This is a genomic window from Pararobbsia alpina (genome assembly GCF_902859895.1).
Taxonomy (GTDB): Bacteria; Pseudomonadota; Gammaproteobacteria; order Burkholderiales; family Burkholderiaceae; genus Pararobbsia; species Pararobbsia alpina.
In genome coordinates, this window is sequence record NZ_CADIKM010000013.1 from 1 (window position 1) to 22,822 (window position 22,822).

At 62.4% G+C, this 22,822-nt stretch carries 21 protein-coding genes and 1 pseudogene; 11 read left to right on the top strand and 11 right to left on the bottom strand.

Going from position 1 to position 22,822, the window contains the following annotated elements; all coding sequences use genetic code 11:
* On the top strand, window positions 1-325 hold a 325-nt coding region (locus HV670_RS14870; protein ID WP_175105558.1), incomplete at its 5' end, for a YoaK family protein.
* Between the two features lie 24 nt (window positions 326-349).
* Here HV670_RS14870 and HV670_RS31040 read toward each other — a convergent pair.
* A pseudogene (locus HV670_RS31040) lies at window positions 350-545 on the bottom strand (MFS transporter); the annotation flags it as partial.
* Between the two features lie 797 nt (window positions 546-1,342).
* Between HV670_RS31040 and HV670_RS32230 the strand changes: the two are divergent.
* Together HV670_RS32230 and HV670_RS14880 are read left to right on the top strand one after the other, a co-directional pair.
* Entirely contained in the window at window positions 1,343-1,567 is a 225-nt protein-coding gene (locus tag HV670_RS32230) for a hypothetical protein (protein ID WP_175105559.1), read from the top strand.
* Window positions 1,568-2,123: 556 nt separating this feature from the next.
* Window positions 2,124-3,614 (top strand): DHA2 family efflux MFS transporter permease subunit, encoded by a 1,491-nt coding sequence (locus HV670_RS14880; RefSeq protein ID WP_175105663.1) that lies wholly within the window; start codon window positions 2,124-2,126, stop codon window positions 3,612-3,614.
* Window positions 3,615-3,657: 43 nt separating this feature from the next.
* Here the strand turns inward: HV670_RS14880 and HV670_RS14885 are convergent, their stop codons facing one another.
* On the bottom strand, window positions 3,658-4,701 hold the full coding sequence (locus HV670_RS14885) for an aldo/keto reductase (protein ID WP_175105560.1): 1,044 nt from the start codon (window positions 4,699-4,701) through the stop codon (window positions 3,658-3,660).
* 213 nt (window positions 4,702-4,914) lie between these two features.
* On the opposite strand from HV670_RS14885, the gene HV670_RS14890 reads away from it, so the two are divergent.
* Entirely contained in the window at window positions 4,915-5,844 is a 930-nt protein-coding gene (locus HV670_RS14890; RefSeq protein WP_175105561.1) for an AraC family transcriptional regulator, read from the top strand.
* A 112-nt stretch (window positions 5,845-5,956) separates the two neighbouring features.
* On the opposite strand, the gene HV670_RS14895 is transcribed toward HV670_RS14890, so the two are convergent.
* The 4 genes from HV670_RS14895 to HV670_RS14910 all read right to left on the bottom strand — a co-directional run bounded on the left by HV670_RS14895 (window position 5,957) and on the right by HV670_RS14910 (window position 10,486).
* Entirely contained in the window at window positions 5,957-6,157 is a 201-nt protein-coding gene (locus HV670_RS14895; RefSeq protein WP_175105562.1) for a hypothetical protein, read from the bottom strand.
* 265 nt (window positions 6,158-6,422) lie between these two features.
* Complete coding sequence (locus HV670_RS14900) at window positions 6,423-7,649, bottom strand: CaiB/BaiF CoA transferase family protein (RefSeq protein WP_175105563.1); 1,227 nt, start codon at window positions 7,647-7,649, stop codon at window positions 6,423-6,425.
* 30 nt (window positions 7,650-7,679) lie between these two features.
* Complete coding sequence (locus HV670_RS14905; protein WP_175105564.1) at window positions 7,680-9,710, bottom strand: DUF3857 domain-containing transglutaminase family protein; 2,031 nt, start codon at window positions 9,708-9,710, stop codon at window positions 7,680-7,682.
* A gap of 17 nt (window positions 9,711-9,727) precedes the next feature.
* On the bottom strand, window positions 9,728-10,486 hold the full coding sequence (locus HV670_RS14910) for an SDR family oxidoreductase (protein WP_175105565.1): 759 nt from the start codon (window positions 10,484-10,486) through the stop codon (window positions 9,728-9,730).
* 234 nt (window positions 10,487-10,720) lie between these two features.
* Between HV670_RS14910 and HV670_RS14915 the strand changes: the two genes are divergently transcribed.
* Window positions 10,721-10,873 (top strand): hypothetical protein, encoded by a 153-nt coding sequence (locus HV670_RS14915; RefSeq protein ID WP_175105566.1) that lies wholly within the window; start codon window positions 10,721-10,723, stop codon window positions 10,871-10,873.
* 138 nt (window positions 10,874-11,011) lie between these two features.
* Here HV670_RS14915 and HV670_RS14920 read toward each other — a convergent pair whose 3' ends face one another.
* The 4 genes from HV670_RS14920 to HV670_RS14935 form a co-directional block, all read right to left on the bottom strand.
* Window positions 11,012-13,117: a phosphocholine-specific phospholipase C gene (locus tag HV670_RS14920; protein ID WP_175105567.1), complete on the bottom strand. Its 2,106-nt coding sequence runs from the start codon at window positions 13,115-13,117 to the stop codon at window positions 11,012-11,014.
* 617 nt (window positions 13,118-13,734) lie between these two features.
* Window positions 13,735-15,003, bottom strand: coding sequence for a sensor domain-containing diguanylate cyclase (locus tag HV670_RS14925; protein ID WP_175105568.1), 1,269 nt, complete (start codon window positions 15,001-15,003; stop codon window positions 13,735-13,737).
* A gap of 365 nt (window positions 15,004-15,368) precedes the next feature.
* On the bottom strand, window positions 15,369-16,238 hold the full coding sequence (locus tag HV670_RS14930; RefSeq protein WP_343054445.1) for an NAD-dependent protein deacetylase: 870 nt from the start codon (window positions 16,236-16,238) through the stop codon (window positions 15,369-15,371).
* 97 nt (window positions 16,239-16,335) lie between these two features.
* Window positions 16,336-17,364 (bottom strand): LysR family transcriptional regulator, encoded by a 1,029-nt coding sequence (locus tag HV670_RS14935; RefSeq protein WP_175105570.1) that lies wholly within the window; start codon window positions 17,362-17,364, stop codon window positions 16,336-16,338.
* A 228-nt stretch (window positions 17,365-17,592) separates the two neighbouring features.
* On the opposite strand from HV670_RS14935, the gene HV670_RS14940 reads away from it, so the two are divergent.
* From HV670_RS14940 to HV670_RS14955, 4 genes are all read left to right on the top strand, one after another.
* Complete coding sequence (locus HV670_RS14940) at window positions 17,593-17,919, top strand: NIPSNAP family protein (protein WP_175105571.1); 327 nt, start codon at window positions 17,593-17,595, stop codon at window positions 17,917-17,919.
* Between the two features lie 113 nt (window positions 17,920-18,032).
* Window positions 18,033-19,313 carry a DUF445 domain-containing protein gene (locus HV670_RS14945; RefSeq protein ID WP_175105572.1) on the top strand — a complete coding sequence of 427 codons (1,281 nt, stop codon included), beginning with the start codon at window positions 18,033-18,035 and terminating at the stop codon, window positions 19,311-19,313.
* A 38-nt stretch (window positions 19,314-19,351) separates the two neighbouring features.
* Entirely contained in the window at window positions 19,352-19,969 is a 618-nt protein-coding gene (lpcA, locus tag HV670_RS14950) for a D-sedoheptulose 7-phosphate isomerase (RefSeq protein WP_246257466.1), read from the top strand.
* Window positions 19,970-20,023: 54 nt separating this feature from the next.
* Window positions 20,024-20,251 carry a DUF3820 family protein gene (locus tag HV670_RS14955; protein WP_175105573.1) on the top strand — a complete coding sequence of 76 codons (228 nt, stop codon included), beginning with the start codon at window positions 20,024-20,026 and terminating at the stop codon, window positions 20,249-20,251.
* A gap of 70 nt (window positions 20,252-20,321) precedes the next feature.
* Here HV670_RS14955 and HV670_RS14960 read toward each other — a convergent pair whose 3' ends face one another.
* On the bottom strand, window positions 20,322-21,221 hold the full coding sequence (locus tag HV670_RS14960) for a recombination-associated protein RdgC (RefSeq protein WP_175105574.1): 900 nt from the start codon (window positions 21,219-21,221) through the stop codon (window positions 20,322-20,324).
* A gap of 120 nt (window positions 21,222-21,341) precedes the next feature.
* Here HV670_RS14960 and HV670_RS14965 point away from each other — a divergent pair, with 120 nt between their 5' ends.
* Window positions 21,342-21,866, top strand: a complete 525-nt coding sequence (locus HV670_RS14965; protein ID WP_175105575.1) for a P-loop nucleotide/nucleoside kinase family protein — start codon at window positions 21,342-21,344, stop codon at window positions 21,864-21,866.
* Between the two features lie 307 nt (window positions 21,867-22,173).
* Window positions 22,174-22,656 (top strand): GyrI-like domain-containing protein, encoded by a 483-nt coding sequence (locus HV670_RS14970; protein WP_175105576.1) that lies wholly within the window; start codon window positions 22,174-22,176, stop codon window positions 22,654-22,656.
* The last annotated feature ends 166 nt before the right edge of the window (window positions 22,657-22,822 follow it).

The following is a 22,822-nucleotide window of genomic DNA, read 5'->3' on the forward strand; positions in this document are numbered from 1 at the left end:
GATAACGAAGATTTCGAAGTCGGAAATCCGGACTACTCATATGACAGGCCTGGTGACCGATATCGGCATTGAACTGGGCAAGAGCTTGTACTGGAATCGTGGAATGCCGCTGACATCCTCTCAATACGTTCGGGCGGACCGACGTAAGCTTGCGCTACTGACCTCCTTGCTCTGCTCTTTTTTTGCTGGTGGCGTCGCAGGCGCGTTTGGTTTCAAGCAATTCGGCTTCATCGCTACACTGCCACTGGCCGCAATGCTCCTGATGTTCGCCGGGGTGCCTGTCGGTGACGACCTGACGACGTTGCGACGCCGCAGACGCCTCTGATGTAGCTATCCGTCCGCAGCCGACAACGGCGACGAGGCCCGGAATAACGGCGACCCAGAACACTCGACGGAGGTTGTCTGCCCACAACAACATCAATCCGACCGCCGGTAACGGGCCGAGAAATGCGTCGACCGTATCGAGTGATTGCAGCAGTCCGTAAGCGGCACCATTCAGAAGGTGTGATGTCAGCCACGAGCGCATCGCGCGGCGCGCCTTGCACGGAGACTCGTCACCAGAAACATCGACGGAAGGCTGTGAACGATTTCGGGCGATATGTCCCTATCCTTGTCGCGCCTCCCGAAACCGAATGTTTTTGGTACGTATTCGACATAACGCAGTGCTGCGGGCGCGTCCCTGCCCATGACCTATGTAACAGTCGCCCATCAAATAAGAACCCGATTTATCAACGTGCGCGGCCTCGGCAGCGTCGCCGACAAACCATTCGATAACGTCGCGGTTTCCTGTTCTCAAGGGATGCATGCTGCCTCCGCGGGCCCAGCTAGCCGCTCGCAATTGTCCGCGCTCAGGCGTTTCACAAGACACGTTTCGTTACATACAAAAATACCGTTAATCTGCCAGCTCAATATAGTCCGCTTACAACTTGCAAAATGGGCAACTTATGAAAAGAACTATTGCGTTGGTGCTATTGGCCGTTTGTCTTGGAAGCGCGCTGGGCGGCTGCATCTTTGTACCCGAAGGCGGCTACCACGAGCAGGGGCATGACCACGACCGCTATTAACTGTCCCTGACACGCTTGCACATTCCCCTGCTTAACAGTACATATTGACAAGGAAATTATGAGCATCTCATGCAGCCGCAGGTTCGCAATGACACTGGTTGCCGGTCTCGGCATAGGCGTATCGTCCGTCGCTCTCGCCCATGTCGATGTTGGAGTAAACATTGGAATCCCCGGTGCTGTCTATGCACCCGAGCCGGTCTACGCTCCGCCCCCCCAGGTGTATGTTGAACCTCCTGCCGCTGTTGTCATTGGTCCGGGCTGGTATGGTGACAGGTACTATGATGGGCGTCGTTATTGGGAGCGTCGGGAGTGGGAAGAACGCCACGGGCGTGAACGCGAATGGCATGACGCGCGGGACTATCGCGGCGGGCATCGAGATGATTGGGGTCACGACCATCAACGCGGGGAGCAGCAAGGTGACCGGCATCACGGCCGTGAAAACGACGGTGGGCGAGGTGACCATTAACGCGAACCGCACCGACTGGTGCGTTCGGCGCGCCTGAATGCCCACGTGCCTATCTCGTACCACGTACGTTTCGGGACGTGGCAATGCGAGGACGAAGTTCGCCATTTGGTTGCACAGCAGCTCGTCAACATGTCGCACTGCTCTAAACCGCTGCCCGCAAGAGGCGATAACGGAGAGGTTCGAGAAATCTCGACCGGGACATACGTGGTGGCTTCGTTGCGCCCATGTATGTCCCGGAAGGTTACTCGGCTGGGTCGAAGAGACCTGTGATTCCTACGTAAGTCGTCAAGTCGAGTTCCGCGTTTCCGAGTTTTTTGAGTGCGTTTTCGTTTGTGGTCGATTGCGGACAGAGATTGGCGGCAAAACAGATTTATTTGTCGCGAAAAGGCGAAACAGATTTGTTTGTCTGAAAACAGGAATGGTTTGTCGGACATCAACGGGCCGCAAAGCGCAGTCACCGTGCAACCACTACTGGCGCGATAAGCCTAACTATAATATGCTGGCTTATCAAATCAATTCAGCCCTGGCCAATCGTGAGTTCCCAGACTGCCGCCGTACCGACCCCGGAACCCGGTGCCGGACTCAATCGCGGGATGATTACCGTATCGTTGATGCTGGCGACGCTCATGCAGACCCTGGACAGCACGATCGCCAACGTCGCGCTGCCGCATATGCAGGGCACCCTCTCGGCCTCGCAGGACGAGATCACCTGGGTGCTGACGTCCTATATCGTCGCGGCGGCGATCGCGACGCCGCTGACCGGGTGGCTCAGCGACCGGCTCGGCGTCAAGCGCCTGCTCGCCCTCGCGATCGGTGGATTCACAGTGGCCTCGGCGCTCTGCGGGATGTCCGAGACACTGGTCCAGATCATCGGCTCGCGTCTGCTGCAGGGGATCTTCGGCGCCTCACTGGTGCCGTTGTCGCAGTCGATCCTGCTCGATATCAATCCACGCGAAAAGCAGGGGCAGGCGATGGCCGTCTGGGGCATGGGGGTGATGGTCGGGCCCATTCTCGGCCCGACACTCGGCGGCTGGCTGACCGACAGCTACAACTGGCGCTGGGTGTTTTTCATCAACCTGCCGGTCGGCGCATTTGCGCTGTTTGGCGTGCTGACCTATCTGCCGGGCGCGAAGCGCGTCGCGCGCAATATGCTCGATTTCTTTGGCTTTGCCACGCTCTCGATCGCGATCGGCGCATTCCAGGCCCTGCTCGACCGAGGTGAGCAACTCGACTGGTTCAGTTCGCTCGAAATCCAGATCGAGGCACTGGTCGCGGCCACCAGCTTCGCGTTTTTTGTCGTGCATACGATGACGGCGGGCAAGCGCTCGTTCTTTCGAGCCGAGTTGCTGCGCGACCGCAATTTCGTGACGGGCACTTGTTTCATCTTCGTGGTCGGCGCAGTGCTCTATGCGACGCGTGCCCTGCTCCCGCCGATGTTGCAGTCACTGATGGGGTATCCGGTCGCGACGACCGGCCTCGTCACGGCGCCGAGCGGCCTGGGCACCATGATCGCGATGCTGCTGGCCGGGCGGCTGCTCGGCAAGATCGAAACCCGGCTGATGCTGCTGATGGGCTTCCTGATCTCGGCCTACGCGTTGTTCGAGATGATGGGTTACACGATCGTGTTGTCGCAGGCCGATATCGTATGGCCCGGCGTGATCCAGGGCTTCGGTCTGGGCCTGATCTTCGTGCCGCTGAGTACCGTGACGTTCTCGAGCCTGAGCACCGAGCTGCGCGCCGACGGCACCGCGATCTACAGCCTCATGCGCAATCTCGGCAGCAGTCTCGGTATTTCGGTGATCCAGACGATGGTCACGCGAAATACGCAGATCTCACATGCCTCGCTCGCGAGCTATGTGACGCCATACAACGAGGCCATCACCTCGCAGGTCGATACGTCCTCGAGGATGGCAATGGCCTCGCTCGACCAATTGATCGGGCAGCAGGCCTCGATGATCGCCTACGACGATGCATTCAAGCTCATGTTCATCGCGACGCTCGTCGTGGTGCCGCTGCTCGCAGTGATCAAGCGTCCGAAGCAGCATGCCCCGGACGCGGAAGCGGTCCACGTCGCGATGGACTGAAGGCGCCCTGCCTACCCTACCGCGCGCTCCATGCCGGGACCGTTCAGCCCGCCTCGGCCAACTGCTTGCGCCGGTAGGCGCCCTGGCGCTCGAACATCCAGCCCGGATATTCCGGCGGCAGCGTGCTCACTTCGTTGAGCGCGGCGAGCTCGTCGTCGCTGAGCTTGACCCCGGTCGCCGCGATATTGTCGTCGAGCTGGTCGACGCGCTTCGCACCGATGATCACGGTCGTCACGTGCTTCTGATGCAGCAGCCACGCCAGCGCGATCTGTGCGACCGAGACCTTCTTCGCGTCGGCGATACGCCGCATCACATCGACGCAATCGAAGGCGCGCGGTTTGTCGACCGGCGGAAAATCGAAGGTGGTCCGGCGATCGCCCGTTCCACCCTTCTGGTCGCGCGAGTATTTACCGCTGAGCAGACCACCCGCAAGCGGACTCCAGACCATCAGGCCCACATCTTCACTGCGCAGCAAGGGCACGATTTCGCGTTCGAGATCGCGGCCCGCGACCGTGTAATACGCTTGCAGCGATTCGAAGCGCGCGAGGCCGTGCTTGTCCGCGATCCCCAGCGCTTTCATGATCTGCCAGGCGGCCCAGTTCGACACCCCGACGTAACGGACATGGCCGTGTTGCACGAGGTTGTCGAGCGCACGCACGGTTTCCTCGATCGGCGTGGCCGGATCGAAGCCGTGGATCTGGTAGAGATCGATATGGTCGAGCTGCAGGCGCTTGAGGCTGGCCTTTACGCCGTCCATGATATGCGCGCGCGATGCACCGCGCGCATTGACACCCTTGTTGCCGACTTCGCCGAACACCTTGGTCGCGACGATGACGTCTTCACGCGCGATCTTGAGGTTCTTCAGCGCCTGACCGGTGATCTGTTCGGATACGCCGTCCGAATAGACGTCGGCCGTATCGATGAAATTGATGCCGGCGTCCAGCGAACGACCGATCAGCTTCTCGGCGTCGCTTTGCTGGAGCGTGCCGATCTGGCTCCACATTTCGCCCGAACCGCCGAACGTCATCGTGCCCAGGCACAGCTCTGAAACGAACAAGCCGGTATGGCCGAGTTTGTTGTAACGCATCTGCTATCTCCGAAGGGTTCTACAGAAGTCGTCGCCGCGCGGGAACGGTGCGACGGGTGATGGGAGTCTGCGCCGGCGCAGGCGCGGGCCGGTAGCACGATCCTCTACAAAAATTGCTCGATCCTGCAAACCCGCACGACCTGATGCGACATCCGACTCGACCGGGAGTAAGCTGGCGGTCTTCTCAGAGTTATCTCTTGAGCACCGCAGACCATGGACATCCAAGCCTATCCCGACGCCGCACAACAAGTCGTGATCGAACGACAGCTCGCCGAGCTGCGAGAATTGATTGAACGATTCACCGGCCGCGACGGTGCGCCTGCCACGGCCGTACCGGGTCTTTTTCTGAACAGGATTTCCCACCCGGTCGCCCCTCACCATGGTTTCCAGCAGCCCGCGCTCGGCGTGATCGCGCAATGTAGCAAGCGAATCCTGGTCGGGGACGAGACCTATCTGTACGATCCCTCGTCCTATCTGGTCACGTCGGTCGACTTGCCGGTGGTTTCTCAGATGGTCGGGATGTCACCCGAACATCCCTACCTGAGCATGCGATTCGATCTCGATGCCGAGAAGATTGGTGCGCTCATGCACGACGCGGCATTGCCGCGGACGCCCCCGCAAGAAGCAAGCCGCGGATTGTTCGTTTCGCGACTGGGGCTGCCCCTGCTCGATGCCGTGCTGCGTCTCGTGCGGCTGCTCGACGCGCCCGAGGAAATCCCGATCCTGGCGCCGCTGATCGAGCGCGAAATCCTCTATCGACTGATCGTCGACGGCCAGGGCGCGCGGCTGAGCCAGATCGCGCTCGCCGGCAGCCACACACACCGGATCACCAAGGCCATCAGTTGGCTGCGCGAAAACTACGATCGTCCGCTGCGGATCGAATCGATTGCGCGCACCGTCAATATGAGCGCTTCGTCGTTACATCATCATTTCAAGGCGGTGACCGCGATGAGCCCGCTTCAATACCAGAAGCAGCTTCGCTTGCAGGAAGCGCGACGGCTCATGCTCACCGAGGTGCTCGACGCGGCAACCGCGAGCCATCGGGTCGGCTACGAGAGCGCGTCGCAATTCAGCCGCGAATACCGGCGGCTGTTCGGTGCACCGCCGGTGCGAGATATCGCCCGGCTGCGGGAGGCGGCATAAAGAGGCGCGGCATAAAAAATGCCGCAGCGTCCTCATTGCACGTTGCGGCGACTGTATGTAAGAGCTTCCCTGATCTTGTAAATTCTTGTATCGCGTATCGGACCGGTCGGCTTTACTTGGTCGAACCACGCGGATCGGTATCTTGCGGCACTTGTCCCAGCAGCCGCGCGAGCCCGGGCTCGACGTAACGTGCCCGTTCTGCTTCTGCTTCCGCCGCCGCGCTGCGCGCGCGAGCGGCTTCAATAATGCGATTGGCTGCCGACTTCGACGCGGCGGCGGCTTGGGCCGCCGTGCCTTGTGAATGTTGCTGCATGTTTCCTCCGAAGTTTCCGTGCTTGCGCCCACGCGTTCGCTTTAACGGTCAATGCAAAATCCAGACCAGCAAAACACACACTCGCACACCTCCTTACCCCACCATCGCTGAGTGACTCCGCGCCTGTATTGACGATCGTCCGGCGCTTCTCAATGTTCAGCAAGCGTTCGACAGCGTGGGGGTTTGTTCGTTTCCAAGTAATCAGGGTGAGCCCGCAGAAAGCGAAGAAAAATGCGGCTGAATAAGCCGCGAAGCCGCGGCGGCCTCATATGATCCTGCGCGCAGCCAGTGCCGCGATCTGCTTTTCATCGTAACCGAGCACGTCCGTCAGCAGCTCCTCCGTATGCTGGCCCAGCGTCGGCGGTGCACGCCTGTACTGGACGGGCGTGTGCGACAGCCGGATCGGACTCGCGACGCCCGGCGCCGTGCCCGCCGGATGCGGAAGATCGACACGCAAGCCGCGCGCCACCGCCTGGGGATCGGCGAATACCTCCGCGAGATCGTTGATCGGACCACAGGGCACACCCGCCGCCTCGAGTGCACTGACCCAGTCGTGCGTGGTCCGCTCGCGTGTGCGTTCGCGCAGCAGTGCGACCAAGGTATCGCGATGGTGCACGCGTTCCCGGTTGCTCGCGAAGCGCGGATCGTCGGCAAGCGCCGCGCAGTCGGCCACGGTGCACAGGCGCCGAAACTGTGTGTCGTTGCCCACCGCGATGACCATATAGCCGTCAGCGGTCGGAAAATCCTGGTACGGAACGATGTTCGGATGGCTGTTGCCGAGCCGCACAGGCGGCTTTCCGCTCACGAGGTAGTTGCTTGCCTGGTTCACGAGCGTCGCGACCTGCACGTCGAACAGCGCGAGGTCGATATGCTGGCCGATGCCGGTCCGTTCGCGATAGGCGAGCGCCGCGAGAATCGCATTGCTTGCGTAGAGTCCGGTCAGCACATCGGTCAGCGCGACACCGACCTTCATCGGACCCGCGCCGGCCTCATGATCGGCGCGCCCCGTCACGCTCATCAGGCCGCCCATCGCCTGAATCAGGAAGTCGTAGCCGGCACGTTCCGCATACGGTCCGGTCTGCCCGAAACCGGTGATCGAGCAGTAGATGATGCGCGGTGCAATCTGCCGGATCGACTCGTAGTCGAGCCCGTAGGCCGCGAGGCCTCCTCGCTTGAAATTCTCGATGACGATATCGGAACGCGTGGCTAGATCGCGCACGATCTTCTGGCCTTCCTCAGTCGTGATATCGACCGTCAGCGAGCGCTTGTTGCGGTTCGTGCTGAGAAAATAAGCCGACTCGCCCGTTTCCTTGCCCTCAATGTCATGCAGGAATGGCGGCCCCCATGCGCGGGTGTCGTCACCGGTGCCAGGCCGCTCGACCTTGATCACATCCGCGCCGAGGTCGGCGAGCATCTGGCTCGCCCACGGCCCGGCCAGCACGCGCGAAAGATCCAGCACTCGCAGATGCGATAGCGCGTTCTGCTCACTCATAGGTGTCTCCCGGTTTCATGCTTTCGTTATCTATGGCACCGCCTGTGGCGCCTTGACGATTACCTGCGACATCGCATCGCGTTCGGCCTTGAGCAGGATATCGCGCGACGCCGCGAAGCCGGCGGCCGGACACACGGTCGACCGAGAGTGCGCGCTCAGGTGGCGACTGACCTGGATGACCTGCGACTGCGCATCGAACACGTAGTGCGACTGATAGTCGACCGTCTCGCTGTGGAGCTCGATGTCGTCGGGGATGTCGGTGATCCGGAATCGGGAGGCAAACGCGATGACACCCGTCTCGTCGAATTCACCGTTCGGGCAGAGATAAGGCTGCGTGCGTGTGGGCTCGGCCAGCCAGCCGCGCAACTGCGAGGCGATACCGCCGGAGAAACTGCTGAGCGCGCCGATCGCGGTGGTGCCCGTCGGCCAGATAAAGTGCTCGACCTTGCCGCGAATCGATGTGTGCAACGATCCGGAAGTCGCTTCGAGTGGACTGGTCGACAGGGTCCCTTCCCCTTGCAGGCCGCTTGCCTGCAGACGCTCCGCCACGACCGCAGCGCGCCGCTGCCGGCTCGCGCGGCGCAGGCGGTTGCGTTCGAGTTCCGCGCTCCAGCCGCTGTCCTCGACATCGTACGCATAGCCCGCCGCGCCATCGCCCCCGACCTCCATCTGCAGGTGCACGGTGCGCCCGAGCGCCTGCGTCGCGGGTGTGCGCACGAGGACACCCTGATCGACGTGCAAGGCAGGCCGGTCCATCACGCCCGACGGCAGGTAACCGAATTCGATGCCGCCGGCCGTGGTATCGGCGAACGTTCCGAGTTCGGGCATCCAGACGATCACGTGATTGATCGCGGCGCCTCCGTAACCGGGCACCGACGGCAGCGTATAGACCTCGCCCAGATTGAGCAGGGCGGGTTCATTACGAATGCCGACCGCGCTCAGCAGCGCACCGAACAAGGCAACGTGGTCCTTGCAATCGCCGTAGCGGTTGGCAAGGATATCGGCGACCTTGTGCGGGGCAACCGCGGTTTCGCCGAGCAGCAGCGCGACGTAGCGGATGTTCATCCGCATCCAGTCATAGAGCGTGCGAGCCTTGTCACGCGGATCGGTCTCGCCTGCAGTGAGCGACTCGGCGAGCGCACGCACGCCCGGATCGCCGGCACTCGCATCGACTGCCGCGTCGCGATAGCTTGCCGCGAAGGCGGCGTAGTCGGGAAAGGTCGTGACCAGCAGGCGATCGCCATAACTTGCGAACGCGATCGAGCCGCGTTCGGGGCGGTCGAAATGGATGCGCCGGTAGTGGAACTCGTAGCGTGTGCGCCCGGCGGCGCTCACGGGTGCAATCGCGGTGTAGCCCTGCGCATCGGCATGAAGCGGCCGGTCCGCGGGCAGGTCGAAAATCAGCTTCTGGCTTTCGATCGGCACGCGTGCGGGTTCGGCGAGATGGCTGAATTGCCGCGGAATCGTCGGCTGCGTACGAAGCTTGTGAAATTTCAGATGAACCCGCGAGCCCACTCCGACAGCCGGGAAAATCACCACCCTGAGCTCGGCATCGCTGAAGGTCGGCGCATCGGCTGAACGCGGCTCCAGGACGTCGCGGATCTGCGCGGGACTGACCGGTATATGGGTACCGGCAGCCGTGATCGTCTCCGCCTCGAGCACCTCGACATGATCGATGTTCTTGTCGAACCAGATATAGCGCTGTGCGATCTCGTCGACGCCCGCGGTCGTGTTCGCACGCAGCACGATCTCGTCGACCTCGTCGATCGAACCGTCGTCATTGAGCGTGAACAAATGGACGTCGCTTTCGATCGTCGCGGGCGCAAGGTCGTCGACGGGGACAGTCGCGGCCGTATCGGCCGCGGCAGCTTCGATCGGGAAGGCCGAAGTCAGGCCCCATGCAAGCACGAGGAGTAAGGACGAAAGCGAAGTGGGATGCAGGGCCGCACGTAGAACCAGAATCGCAGCCGTAAGTGGAACGCCAAGTAGCGCACGAATGGGAGGCCGGCGCCGGCCAGCGGTTCGTGTCGATACACTCCCTCTGCCTTGCGCCTTGGGCATCGATCGGACCTCGATGCTCAACCGCGTCCGACAAACGGCATCTTGGTCGCCATCACCGTCATGGATTGCACGTTCGCCTCGAGCGGCAGGCCGGCCATATAGAGCGCCGCATTCGCGACATGGTCGAGATCGATGCGCGGCTCGGCCGCGGTCTCGCCATTGGCCTGCAACACACCGTGCACCATCCGCTCGGTCATGTCGGTCGCGGCGTTGCCGATGTCGATCTGTCCGCAGGCGATATCGAACGCGCGGCCATCGAGCGACAGCGCCTTGGTAAGGCCCGCGACCGCGTGCTTGGTCGACGTATAGGGTGCACTGAACGGTCGCGGCGTATAGGACGAAATCGAGCCGTTGTTGATGATGCGGCCACCTCGTGGCTGCTGTGTCTTCATCAACCGGAACGCGGCGCGGCTACAGAGGAATACGCCCGTCAGATTCGTATCGACGACCGCGCGCCACTGCTCGACCGACAACTCGTCGATCGACACCGCCGATGCACCGATGCCTGCATTGTTGAACAACACGTCGAGCCGGCCGAAGTGCTCGCGCGTGCGTTCGAACAGCTGTTCGACGCTCGCCGCATCGCTCACGTCGGCCTGCACGGCCAGGGCTTCATGGCCGGCGTCCTGCGCGGCCTTCGCAAAGGCTTCAAGCGGTTCGAGCGCACGTGCGGCGACCACCACGCGATAACCGTGATCCAGCAACTTCTGCGCAACCGCCCTGCCGATGCCGCGCGATGCGCCGGTCACGAGAGCCACCTTTGCCTGACTGCTCATCCTCAATTCCTCCTATATAGATTTGGCAAGCTTACCAGCATGGGAAAAGTGGCCGCGGTCGAATCGTCTCCGCGCCCGGAAGCTCTTCTTAGAAAGCCTATTGAAACCATCCTGGTGCTTGCGCAGATTTGTTAGCAACGCTTACAGTTTTGGGGTTCCCATTCGATAGCGCGCTCGTTAAAGTATTGCACCATTGCACCCGCAATCCTTTCAATGCTTTCGAGGAACCCTTTCATGACGATTCGTCGCGCGCTGACTTCGCTGGTTCTGATGACCGGCCTGACCGCCCTTGCGCCGCTGAGCGCCTTCGCCGATGTCCATCATCCGGTCCATCACGTTCATCATGTGGTCTGCCACACCGCACACCATCACAGGGTGTGCCACTAAGCGCACGGCGAGCTGAACAGGCAGTAAAGCAAAGAGGCACCCAACAAACGGGTGCCTCTTTGTTTTTGGAGAACGCGCTCCTCAGCCAGGTTCATACGTGCCGGTCAATCCGCACCGGCACCCTGGCCTTCACACAGCTTATGCGCCCAATGCCGGATCGCTCGCGCTGCTGCGCCCCGTTTCGACGTGGCCCGCAAAGCGGCGCTTGAACTTCGCATCCGAGTCGACCGTCACGCTCAGGTCGTACCAGCCATAGCTTGAACGCAGATCCCAATCGACATCCACGTCGTCGCCCGGACGGACCTTGTACGTGCGCGGCACACTGCTGCCGTAGGCATTGGCGATCGTGAACACGCAGGCCGAATCGCCGTTGTTCTTCAGCTTGATCTGCACATTGCCGTTTGCGACGTCATAGCCGTTGGCGATTTCCGGGTTCGCGCTCCCATGCTTGCCGAGCTTCGCCGCGCTGCCGCGGAACTCGCGCAGGAAGCCGTTCGGCCCGAAGACCGCGAACGCGTAGTCGCCATCCGAGCCCGCTTCGACCAGCAACGGGTCGGTGAGCTTCTTGCCGGCCTCGACCGTGTAGGACATCGGCGTGGCCGCGCCGTCGTTCGCATACACGAGGAACGTCGCGCCGGCGTCGCCCGTATTGCTGAACGCGAGTTCGAACTTGCCGTTCGAGGGGTCCATCTTGCCGTGCACGAAAAACTCATAAGGCAGCGCACGTGCGGGCCGTACGCCGGATTCCTGCTGCGGCAAGGCTTGCGTGGTCGGCGGCACCGGCACGAAATCCGGATGGCGCAGCTTGTCGGGCGGCGCGAACGCAGTGGTATCCGGCATCGGGGGCACCACGTCGTTCGGGTTGTCGAAGTTGAACGCGGACATGAGGTCACCACAAATGGCACGGCGCCATGGCGTGATGTTGCGCTCGGCCTGAATGCCGTACTGCTTGCCGAAACGCTTGTCGATAAAGCGAATGATCGAGGTATGGTCGAACACTTCCGAGCAGACGTAGCCGCCCTTGGTCCACGGTGAGACGATGAGCATCGGCACGCGCGGTCCGAGGCCGTAAGGGCCGGCCGGATACGTCGAATTGCCTTCGAAGAATTCATGCGTGGTCGCCACGGTCGACTGGCCCGTTGCCGACGTCGACGAAGCGAACGGCGGCGAGACGTGATCGAAGAAGCCATCGTTCTCGTCGAACGTGATGATCAGCGCGGTCTTGCTCCAGAGCTTGGCGTTCGAAGTCAGCACTTCGAGCACCTGGTTCACATACCAGGCGCCATAGTTGGCCGGCCAGTTCGGGTGCTCGGAGAAGGCTTCCGGCGCGACGATCCACGACACCGCGGGCAGGTTGTCGTTCTCGACGTCCGCTTTCAGAATATCGAAGTAGTCGCCCGACACCGACACGTTCGTACCGGTCAGGGCCTTCTCGTACAGGCTGCTGCCCGGCTGCGACGTCTGGTACTGCTTGAAATACAGCAGCGAGTTATCGCCGAAGTTTCCGATATACGCATCCGACGTCCAGCCCCACGCGCCCGCGGCCGTCAAGCCGATGCCGACGTCCTGGTAGATCTTCCAGGGCACGCCTGCGCGTTCGAGCAGTTCAGGGTAGGTCGACCATGCATAACCTGCTTCCGCGTTGTCGATCACGGGGCCGCCACCGCTGCCGTCGTTGCCGACCCAGCCGGTCCACATGTAGTAGCGGTTCGGATCGGTCGATGTCAACGTCGAGCAATGGTATGCATCGCAGATCGTGAATGCATCGGCCAGCGCGTAGTGAAACGGAATGTCTTCGCGTGTGAAATACGCCATCGTGGTCGTGCCCTTCGTTGGCACCCACTGATCATAGTGGCCGTTGTTCCATGCACCGTGCGTGCTCGTCCAGTCGTGCGCGAGATCCTGGATGAACTGCATGCCCAGGTTCGGCGCGCTCGGACGGAAGGGCAGCAGGTAGCCGGTGCCGTTCGGCTGGTAGAAGACTGGTTTGCCGTTGGGCAACGGCGTGGTGCGTGTATCGCCGAAACCGCGTACGCCGCGCAGCGTGCCGAAGTAGTGGTCGAACGAACGGTTCTCCTGCATGAGGATCACGATGTGCTCGATGTCCTCGATGCTCTTCTTTTCGTTGTTCGCCGGCAGGGCAAGCGCGTTGCGGATGCCGGCGGGCAGCACGCTCAGCGCGGAGGCTGCACCGGCAGTGCCCGCGACAGTGCGCAAGAACTCACGTCGATTCTTAGATGTCATGTTTTTAAACGTTTTTTCAGTGGGGGAGAGATACAGTCGGACGCCCTTGTGCTGGCGAGCGTGGACCCGACAGTACGGGGGGGGTTACTGTGCGAAGTGCATAACTGGGGGAGCCAGGGCGCCGGATGCGGGGGGAGTCACATTCGCTACCGTGGATGAATCAAGCTGCGAGGCGGAGGACGATTCGGATGCTGAGTCCGACCGCGACGCGTCCGAATTCGCGGAACTGCTCACTGCGTGATTGTCGTCGTCATGACCGCCGCAAGCGGCGAGACAGGTGCAGACCAGGACACCGGATACAAGCAGCCACACGCTGCGCTTGATTGATCCGGATACCGACATGAGCATGGACGGTACCGCGGCAACAGAGCGCGCGTTGACATGGAAAAGACCTGGGGCAAAACAACCAACGTGCAGGCGAGCGAAGTATCCGAACATCATGTGTCCTCCGTAAGTCCGTGACATGTCCGTTCAAAGCGACAGCCGCATTCACAGACCGACGACAGGATACGGATGGAACCGTGTCGAATTCATGAACACATGAAACATAGCCGGTGCTTTTTTTGCACATCGGTCAGTTCAGGAGGGCATGCGCAGGCGAATCGAGGCGATTGAACTCAGGCCGTGCGTTCCCAGAACACGCGATCACGACCGCCATGCTTGGCTTGATAGAGTGCGCGGTCGGCACGGTCGAGCAGGTGTTCGACACGATGGTCGATCGATGTGCGCCTCGCCGCGCCGATACTCACCGTCACCGCGCGTGATGGGCGGCCGTCCGCTTCGAGCCGGATCGTGCGGACCGCATCGAGCACACGGTCGACGAGGTCCCTGACCTGCTCGGGGTTGGTGTGCTTGACCAGGATCGCGAATTCCTCCCCGCCCAGACGCCCGAACAGATCGGTCGACCAGATCTGCTCGCCGACTGCGCGCGCGAAGCGTGTGAGCACCTGGTCGCCGGTTGCATGACCGTATTGATCGTTGATCGACTTGAAGTAGTCGATATCGAGCAGCAGCAAGGTCTGCTCAATGCCGGGCTCGTAATGCGTGCCAAGTTCCTCGCGGGCACGCTCGATGAAGGCGCGGCGATTGAGGATATTGGTCAGTGAATCGATGCTCGCGAGCCGGCGCAATTCGCGTTCGAGCTCCTTGCGCTCGGTGACGTCGCGGTAGATACCCTCCACGCCGGCGAACGCACCGTCTTCGTCGAACAAGGCACTGCTGCTGATGGAGATGTCGATGATGCGGCCGTCCTTGCGTACCATCTGCCCCGGAAAATCGGCGACCTCGCCAAACTTGCGTATCGCGTCCTTGAATGCATCGCGGTCCGCGTGATTCGGGTAGTACTCTTCGGCCGTACGTCCGACGATCTCATGGGGTTCGAAACCGAGTACACGCCGCACACCGGGACCGACAAGCTGGACCACGCCGAGCGCGTCGGTCCGATAGTAGACGTCCTGCATATTCTCGAAGAGCCGGCGAAAATGTTCCTCGCTGCGCCGCATCCGCTCGCCCGTCGTACTGTCGCGCCTGACCTCCATCGCGGTGACCAGTACACCCGGCTCACCTTCTAAGTCCACGGAAACACTGGTGACCAACACGACGCGTACGCGATTACGGCGGGTCTGGAGGCGGACTTCGACGGGAACGTTCGCGGTCTTGCTGGATGCGGAACGGCGAATACGGTTGACCGAATGAGATTGATCGAGCGGATGAATGAATTCGACAATGGGCTGGCCGACCAAACCTTGCGGGTATTCGCCGCTCATCTCGACCTCGAGCAGCAAGTGTGCGGCCGGATTCGCGTAAACCATCAGACCGCCCCTCAGGACAAGGACGGCAGCCGGCAATGCCTCGAGCAGCTTTGCGCTAACGGAGTCTGGGTTCATTTTCTTATGGTTCAGGATCGACGTTAGCGGGTCCAGCAGCGGCTGGTGCTCCCCTCGATTGACGCGCTTGCCCCCCGCGCGTCCGCGCACAATCTTATCTATCGTAAAGCTCCACGCCCCGCCCTGTCGCTGGGAACAGGCCCTGCCCCGCAGGCTCCGAAGGCAATATCCCCTTGACGGCGCCAAGCATTGTGTTTCCCCTCGCCGCCAGCATCGGCCGACAATGCAAGAAAGGCATTCGCGCACACATCATATTCCATCCGAGGCGTCCCCTGCCCGGACGAGGCGAGCCGGGCAAGAACCGGCGAACCGCACACGTACTCCAAACAGTTCGAGAACCGGCTAGTCCGCGCCTCGATGTGCGCTCAGGCGGTGCTATGAGAATGCGCGGCCAGTTGCTCGACGAGCGCGCTCAATGCGACCTCACAGGGCTGTGCGATCTTGAGCGACAACAGATGATCGGCGCGCGTACGGCCGACATTGACGGCGGCGATCGGTATACCCGCGCGCGCAGCCTGTTCGCAGAAACGAAATCCGGAATACACCATCAGCGAAGATCCGACCACGAGCATGCCGTCGGCTCGCGCGAGGGCCTCGCTCGCGGCCTGGACGCGCGCACGCGGCACGCCTTCGCCGAAGAAAACCACGTCGGGTTTGAGCACGCCACCACAATCGTCGCATACGGGTGCGCGGAAGACATCGAAGCGCGACGATTCGAGCAATGCATCGCCGTCGGGCAACGGCATTGCCTTTGCTTCGAGCCAGTCGGGATTATCCGCTTCGAGGCGCTGCTGAATCGCCGCGCGGGCATGCCGGCGTCCACAGCCGAGGCAGACGACCTGGTCGATATTGCCGTGCAGTTCGATCACATTTGCACTGCCTGCCTGCGTGTGGAGCCCGTCGACATTCTGCGTGACCAGCCGCTCCAGATGTCCGAGTGCATCGAGCCCGACAAGCGCGCGATGCGCGGCATTGGGACGCGCCTGCGAAACGGTCGGCCAGCCGATCATATTGCGCGCCCAGTAGCGACGGCGCATCGCCTCGGACTTGAGAAAATCCTGCAGGATCACGGGGTCGCGGCCCTTGCGCTGCCCATCGGCATCACGATAGTCAGGGATGCCCGAGGCCGTGCTGACGCCCGCGCCCCCCAGCACGAACAGACGCGGGTAGCGGCGCACGAAGTCGACGAGCGAGGCCGGCGCAGGTTCGGCATTCAGGGAGGTTTGCGTATCCATGACCGCCATCTTCGCACGATGGCGGCCACCGCGTGCTCAGGCGTCCCGCTTGGCGCCCTCAAGCTCTTCTCCAGCTCCCCTCCCCCCAAGGCTCCCCTCATGCCTCCATCTCGAGATCGGCATCGTTTTCCGCCGCGTGCGCCAGCGAGGCAGACGCGGTGGCGGTCGCGGCCGCAACCGCCACCGATGCCCGGGCGCCGCCGAAACTCGACTGCGTGTCCCCGTCGAGCGCGGTGCGATCGAACAGTTCGATCAGCCAGTCGACGAAGGCGCGCACGCGCGGGGAAGCCTGGCGGCTTTTCACATAGGTGACCGAAACCGGTGTGGCGACCGGCGACCACGCGCCGAGCACTTCACGCAACTGGCCCGAGCGCAGATAAGGCAGCGCGGCGATCCGCGACGGCTGGATCAATCCAAGTCCCTGCAGACCGCAGCTCAGGTAGGCATGGTCTTCGGCTACCTGAACAAATCCGTCGAGCTTGACTTCGACCGTCTCGCCACCGACCGCGAAATCGAGGCTCACCTTGCGCGCGGCCGGCGACGACATGCAATTCACCGCAACGTGCCCCGTGAGATCGTCGAGCGTCTTCGGCACGCCGCGCCGCGCAAGATAGGCCGGACTCGCACAGGTCACATGCCTGAGCATGCCGAGCCGGCGCGCGGCGAGACCCGAGTCGGGCAACTCGCCGAGCTGGACACTGCAATCGATACCCTCGCCGACGAGGTCGACCGGCCGGTTGCTGAAACCGATCGCGACCTCGACATGCGGATGTCGCGCATGGAATTCCCCGAGTGCGGGAAGCACGAGCGCGGTGGCGACCGCACTCGGCATCTCGACGCGCAGGCGGCCTTGCAGATTGTCCGCGCTGCCGCGCAAGTTCGCCTCCATCTCGTCGAGATCCGCGAGAATGGCCTCGCAGCGTTCATAATAGGCCGCGCCTTCGGGAGTGAGACTCAGACGGCGTGTCGTGCGCAGGAGCAATTGCACGCCGAGCAGCGCTTCGAGTTCCTGCATGAGCGTGGTCACGCGTGCTCGCGGCATGTCAAGAGATTCGGCCGCGCGCGCAAAGCTGTTGCTGTCGACAATGCGGATGAATGTGCGCATTGCATGAATACGATCGATCATGTCGATTGCCCTCGTGTCGAGACTGACGATATCGTAAGATTGCAGGCGCCCTGAGTGAATACCCGAAGCTGCACGATGCTTGCCTGATTCTGCAGCGCTGTGGAGGATCGTCCAATGCATGGCGCCGTGAACGCCGTGCCGCGCGACGTTCGCCGTGTACTTATCTTATGATTGCACCCGCCTGTTTCCAATTACCTCCCACTTCCTGTCCTGTATGCGAGGCATTGAATGATCATTGAACTGCGCGTCTATCACTGCATTCCCGGCCGGCTGCCCCAGCTCCATCAACGCTTTGCAAACGTGACGCTCAAGCTGTTCGAGAAGCACGGAATCGAGCCGATCGGCTTCTGGACCAACTATGTGGGTCCGACCAACCAGACCCTGACCTATATGCTGCGCTGGGCGAGCCTGGCCGAGCAGGAGACTCGCTGGGCCAACTTCCTGAAGGATCCCGAGTGGATCGAGCAGCGCAGCAAGAGCGAGGAGAACGGCCCGCTCGTCGATCACATCGAAAATTCCTTCCTCGCACCGACCGCCTATTCGCCGATGCAGTGAAACCGCGGGGGACACAGTTTGCGCGTCCGGGAAAGGCGGAAATCGAGGACAATACGCAACCTCGCGCACCCCTGCGCGATCTTGCCCACCCTCAAAAGTACAAGCCGAACACTATGGAAGCGCCGCAAAAGCGTGCAGCACTGAATCGAATGAAGGTCTTCGCGACGGGCCTGCTGGTTGTCGCAGCAGGCTTGTTCGCGCTCGCCAAGAGCCACCACGACGCCGGCGCATGGGCCTGGCTCACGGCATTCTCCGAAGCCGCGATGATTGGCGCGCTGGCCGACTGGTTTGCGGTCGTCGCCCTGTTCCGGCATCCGCTCGGCCTGCCGATCCCGCATACGGCGATCCTGCCAGCCAACAAGGCACGCGTGGCCGACAATCTGGCCGAGTTCGTGCGTGACAAGTTTCTCGGCACGGAAGCGCTGGTCGACAAGATCGCACGCTTCGACCCGGCAGGCCGCCTCTCGGTCTGGCTTACCGAGCCGGGCAACGCCGCGCTGCTCGGCGAGAAGTCGCTCGCCGCGATATCGCAGGTCCTGGGGCTGATCAACGACGAACATGTCAAGAACATGCTCTATACCTCGCTGCGTCGCCGCGCGCAGGATTTCGACCTCGCGGGCGGCGTGGGTGCCCTGCTCTCGACCCTGACCGCCGACAACCGCCACCAGCGCCTGCTCGACGACGGCCTCACGGAACTGTCCGAGTGGCTCGAGCGCGAAGAAGTCCAGCAGATGCTCGCCGACAAGATCGTCCAGGTCGCCGGCGAGGAATACCCGACGCTGATCGGCGCGCTCGGCTTCATGGGCCTGAAGGCCGAAGACCTCGGCCGCAAGTTCGCGGGCGGTCTCGTGCGCGGCGCCAACAAATGGCTGCATGAAATCAGCGAAAACCCCGAGCACGAGCGCCGCCAGGCTTTCGATCGTGCCGTCGGGCGGTTTATCGAACGCCTCAAGTCCGATCCCTCGTTCAAGCAACGCATCGACGAACACAAGCAGCAATGGCTCGAGCGGCCAGAGTTGCGCGCCTATGTAAATGGGCTCTGGGAAGAATTCACGGGCTGGCTGCGCGAGGACATCGCGCGCACCGATTCGGTCCTGCGCGGCAAGATCGTCGCCGCGGCGAGTTCGCTCGCGCTGACGCTCGCGAACGACGCCTCCCTGCGCGACTCGATCAATACCCATATGCACGACGCCATGCGCGCGGTCGCACCCGACCTGCGCGACGGCATCGCCCGCCATATCGCGACCACGGTCAGGCAATGGGACGACCGCACGCTCGTGCGCGACGTCGAGCTCAGCGTCGGGCGCGATCTGCAGTTCATCCGCGTCAACGGCACGATCGTCGGCGGCGCGGTCGGCCTGTTGATCCATGCGATCAGTATCGCCGTGGCCTAGTGCGCTAAGATTCGGCACATTCCACAGGAGCAAGCCGCATGTCCATGCCCACCGTCGACGAGAACACGCCAGCCAGCTTGGCACGCGAAATCAAGGCCGAATTCGAGGCCGCCGCGAGTGTTCTGGATGCCTTCCTGAACGACGATGCCCAACTCGCGAAGGTTGCGAGCGCCGCGCGCCTGCTCGCTGATGCGTTCGACCAGGGCTGCAAGGTCCTGTCCTGCGGCAATGGCGGCTCGCACTGCGATGCGATGCATTTCGCCGAGGAATTGACCGGCCGTTTTCGGGACGACCGCAAGGGGTTTCCGGCGATCGCCATTTCCGACGTCAGCCATATCTCGTGCGTCGGCAACGACTTCGGCTTCGATTTCATTTTTTCGCGCTATGTCGAAGCGGTCGGGCGGCCGGGCGACGTGCTGCTGGCGATCTCCACGTCCGGCAATTCGAAGAACGTGATCCGGGCGATGGCCGCCGCGAAGCAGCTCGGCATGAAGACGATTGCACTGACCGGCAAGGACGGCGGCGCCATTGGACGCGAAGGTCTCGCGGATATCGAAATCCGGGTGCCGCATACGGGCTACGCCGACCGCATCCAGGAAATCCATATCAAGGTCATTCATACCCTGATCCTGCTCGTCGAAAAGCTCGCCAAGTGAGCGCTGCCGCGCAAGCGGTAGAGCACGTCGACCAGACATACCGCACAAACCGCGATGACCCCGCAAGACCTCGAACTGCTCGTCACCCGCGAGATGCCCTTCGGCAAATACAAGGGCCGGCTGATCGCCGATCTGCCGGGGCACTATCTGAACTGGTTCGCGCGGGAGGGGTTTCCGAAAGGCGAGATCGGGCGACTGTTGCAACTGATGCAGGAGATCGACCACAACGGCCTCAAGCCGCTGCTCGACCCGATTCGGCGTAGTCGGCAGGCACGGCCCTAGCGGATCGTCGTACCTGCCCACCCGGCTCGCCGGTTTCGGTTCACCGCTTTCGATTCACCGCCCCAATGCATCAGATCTTCGCTTCACCGCCGAGCGCCTCGACGAGATCGGCAAGCATCTTGCCGAGCTCGCCGGTCATCAACACCATGTCGGCGTCGAAGGTCTCGTCCTCGCCATTGACGGTCGGATCCGCCGCATCCTTGATCACGTCGAGCGGCGCCACGCGCTTGACGGTCAGCGAGGGCGTCAGCACGAACGACACGCGGTCCTGCCATGTCAGCGCAAGCCGCATGCACTGCTTGCCTTCCTCGAGGTGGCGCCGGACTTCCTCGCCTTCGAGCGAGTGGCCCACATAACGCACGGTCGCATTGCCTTCGCCAATCGAGCGCAGCTCCGTGTCCTGGTCGACCGTGAAGCCGCCCGGTACCTCGTCGGGCAGCAGCCAGCGCGTCATCGCGGCGACCGGCGAGAGGGCCGTGCGCACACTCGCGAGGGGCAACTGATCGATCGATTTCACGAGCAGCGAGCGCACATCGTCGGCCAGCGCCTGCGCCGCCGCGTCGATCACGAGCCAGCCGTGGTCGGTGTCGATCCAGACCCGCGTGTCGCGCCGGATGCTGAACGCGCGCGGCGTCAGTTCGTCGATCACGCGCTCCTTGAGTTCGCGCATTTGCTTGCGGCCCGGCTTGTAGCCCTGTTGTTCCTCGATCTCCTGCGCCCGGGCCTTGGTGACCTGGTTGACGACCGAAGCGGGCAACAGCTTTTTCTCGGCCCGAAACACGAGCAGCATCTGGCCACCGAGCGCATGCACGAGTGCGCCGTTCTCGCGCGGCGATGCCCAGCCCTGGGTCAGCATCTCCATGCTACCGGCCGGCTCGAATGCGTGCGGCGCGAGCCATTTCTCAATCTGTTCAGCGGTGACGGCCCAAGGGGCGGGAAGGCGGTGAAGCTGAAGGTTCTTGAACCACATGGAATGCGCGTGCAAAGCGCTGCATTCTATCGGGTGTGGGTCCGCGCGGCCAGCGGCGATGTCGACAGACCGGCATGACAACCCGTATCCTTCTGCCAACACAAACAGGACGACTCGATCATGCTGATTGTTTTCGCAGGACTTCCCGGCACCGGCAAGACCACATTGTCACGCGGTCTCGCACGTGGACTCGGCGCCGTACACCTGCGTATCGACTCGGTCGAGCAGGCGATCGCCAACGCAAGGGCGGCGAATGCGGAGCACGGGCCGGTCGGCGCCGAAGGTTATGCGGCTGCCTATGCGGTCGCCGAAGACAATCTACGGCTCGGCCTGACCATCGTCGCGGATTGCGTGAACCCGCTCGGCATCACGCGCGACAGCTGGCGCGATATCGGCACGCGCGTCGGTGTGCCGGTCATCGAGGTCGAGACCGTCTGCTCGGATCTCGTCAAGCATCAGCGCCGCATCGAGTCGCGGCAACCCGATATCGCGGGCCAAACGCTGCCGACCTGGCAGGAGGTGCTCGCTCGCGAATACGAACCGTGGAGCCGCGAGCGCCTCGTCATCGATACCGCGCGGCTGACCGTTGCTCAGGCCTTGAGCACGCTGACCGAACTCGCGGCTTCAAAAAAACGGGCGGGCTGAGCCTCAGCCTTGCCCGCGGCGAGACCGTACACCGGCGAGGTACGCATCGACTCGGCGAGCTACGCATCGATTCGACGGCGACGCATCGACTCGGCGACGGCGCGTCGGCTCGGCGGCGGCGTGTCGACTCGGCGGCGGCGCAAGGCCTTCGGAACCGGTCTTCTGCAGGCAACGCCACGCCACGGCGTGCGGCTCGCGCACAGGTGAATCGTGTCCACATGGATATCGAAGCGGGCGAAGTCGCGCGACAGCTTGTTGGCGACGCGTAAAATAGACGCGTCGACAGACCGACTGGGGAGCCTTCGCCATGGACGCACAGCACGCCTTCGAACTCGCACCGCCGCGCTTCGAACATGGACCCGAGCGGAAGATCGCCGGCTTTGGCGAACGCTACCGCCACGGGGCCGTCGAAGGCATTCCGGGCCTCTGGTATCGCTTCGCCCCGCTGATCGGCAAAGTGCCTCACCAGGCGGGCTCGGTCACCTATGGCGTGTGCTATGGGGGCGATGAGACAAGCTTCGACTACCTCGCCGGCGTCGAGGTGTCGAGCCACGTCGGACTCGACGAAACCTTCCGCACCGTTACCCTCCCCGCGACGGAATATGCCGTGTTCACCCATCGCGGCCACGTGTCGGGTATCCATCAGACCTTCGAGATGATCTGGGGCCGGTGGCTGCCGGAATCGGGGCGGCAGTTCGCGCAAAGTCCGATGTTCGAGCGGTATGGTGAGGCATTCGATCCGGCGACCTCGAGCGGCGACGTCGAAATCTGGTGCCCGCTGCAGACCTGAGTCGAAAGCACGTCCCGTTGAACCCGAAGCAAGCACTTGCAAAGAGGTTCCCCACAACCTCGACCTTATTTTGCAAGTGTCAATTGCGCGTGCCGCAATACTGCCACCGGTCGCCTCGTGGCACGATGCATTCCTTTCCTGTAAAGACGACGAGTCCATAGCAGCG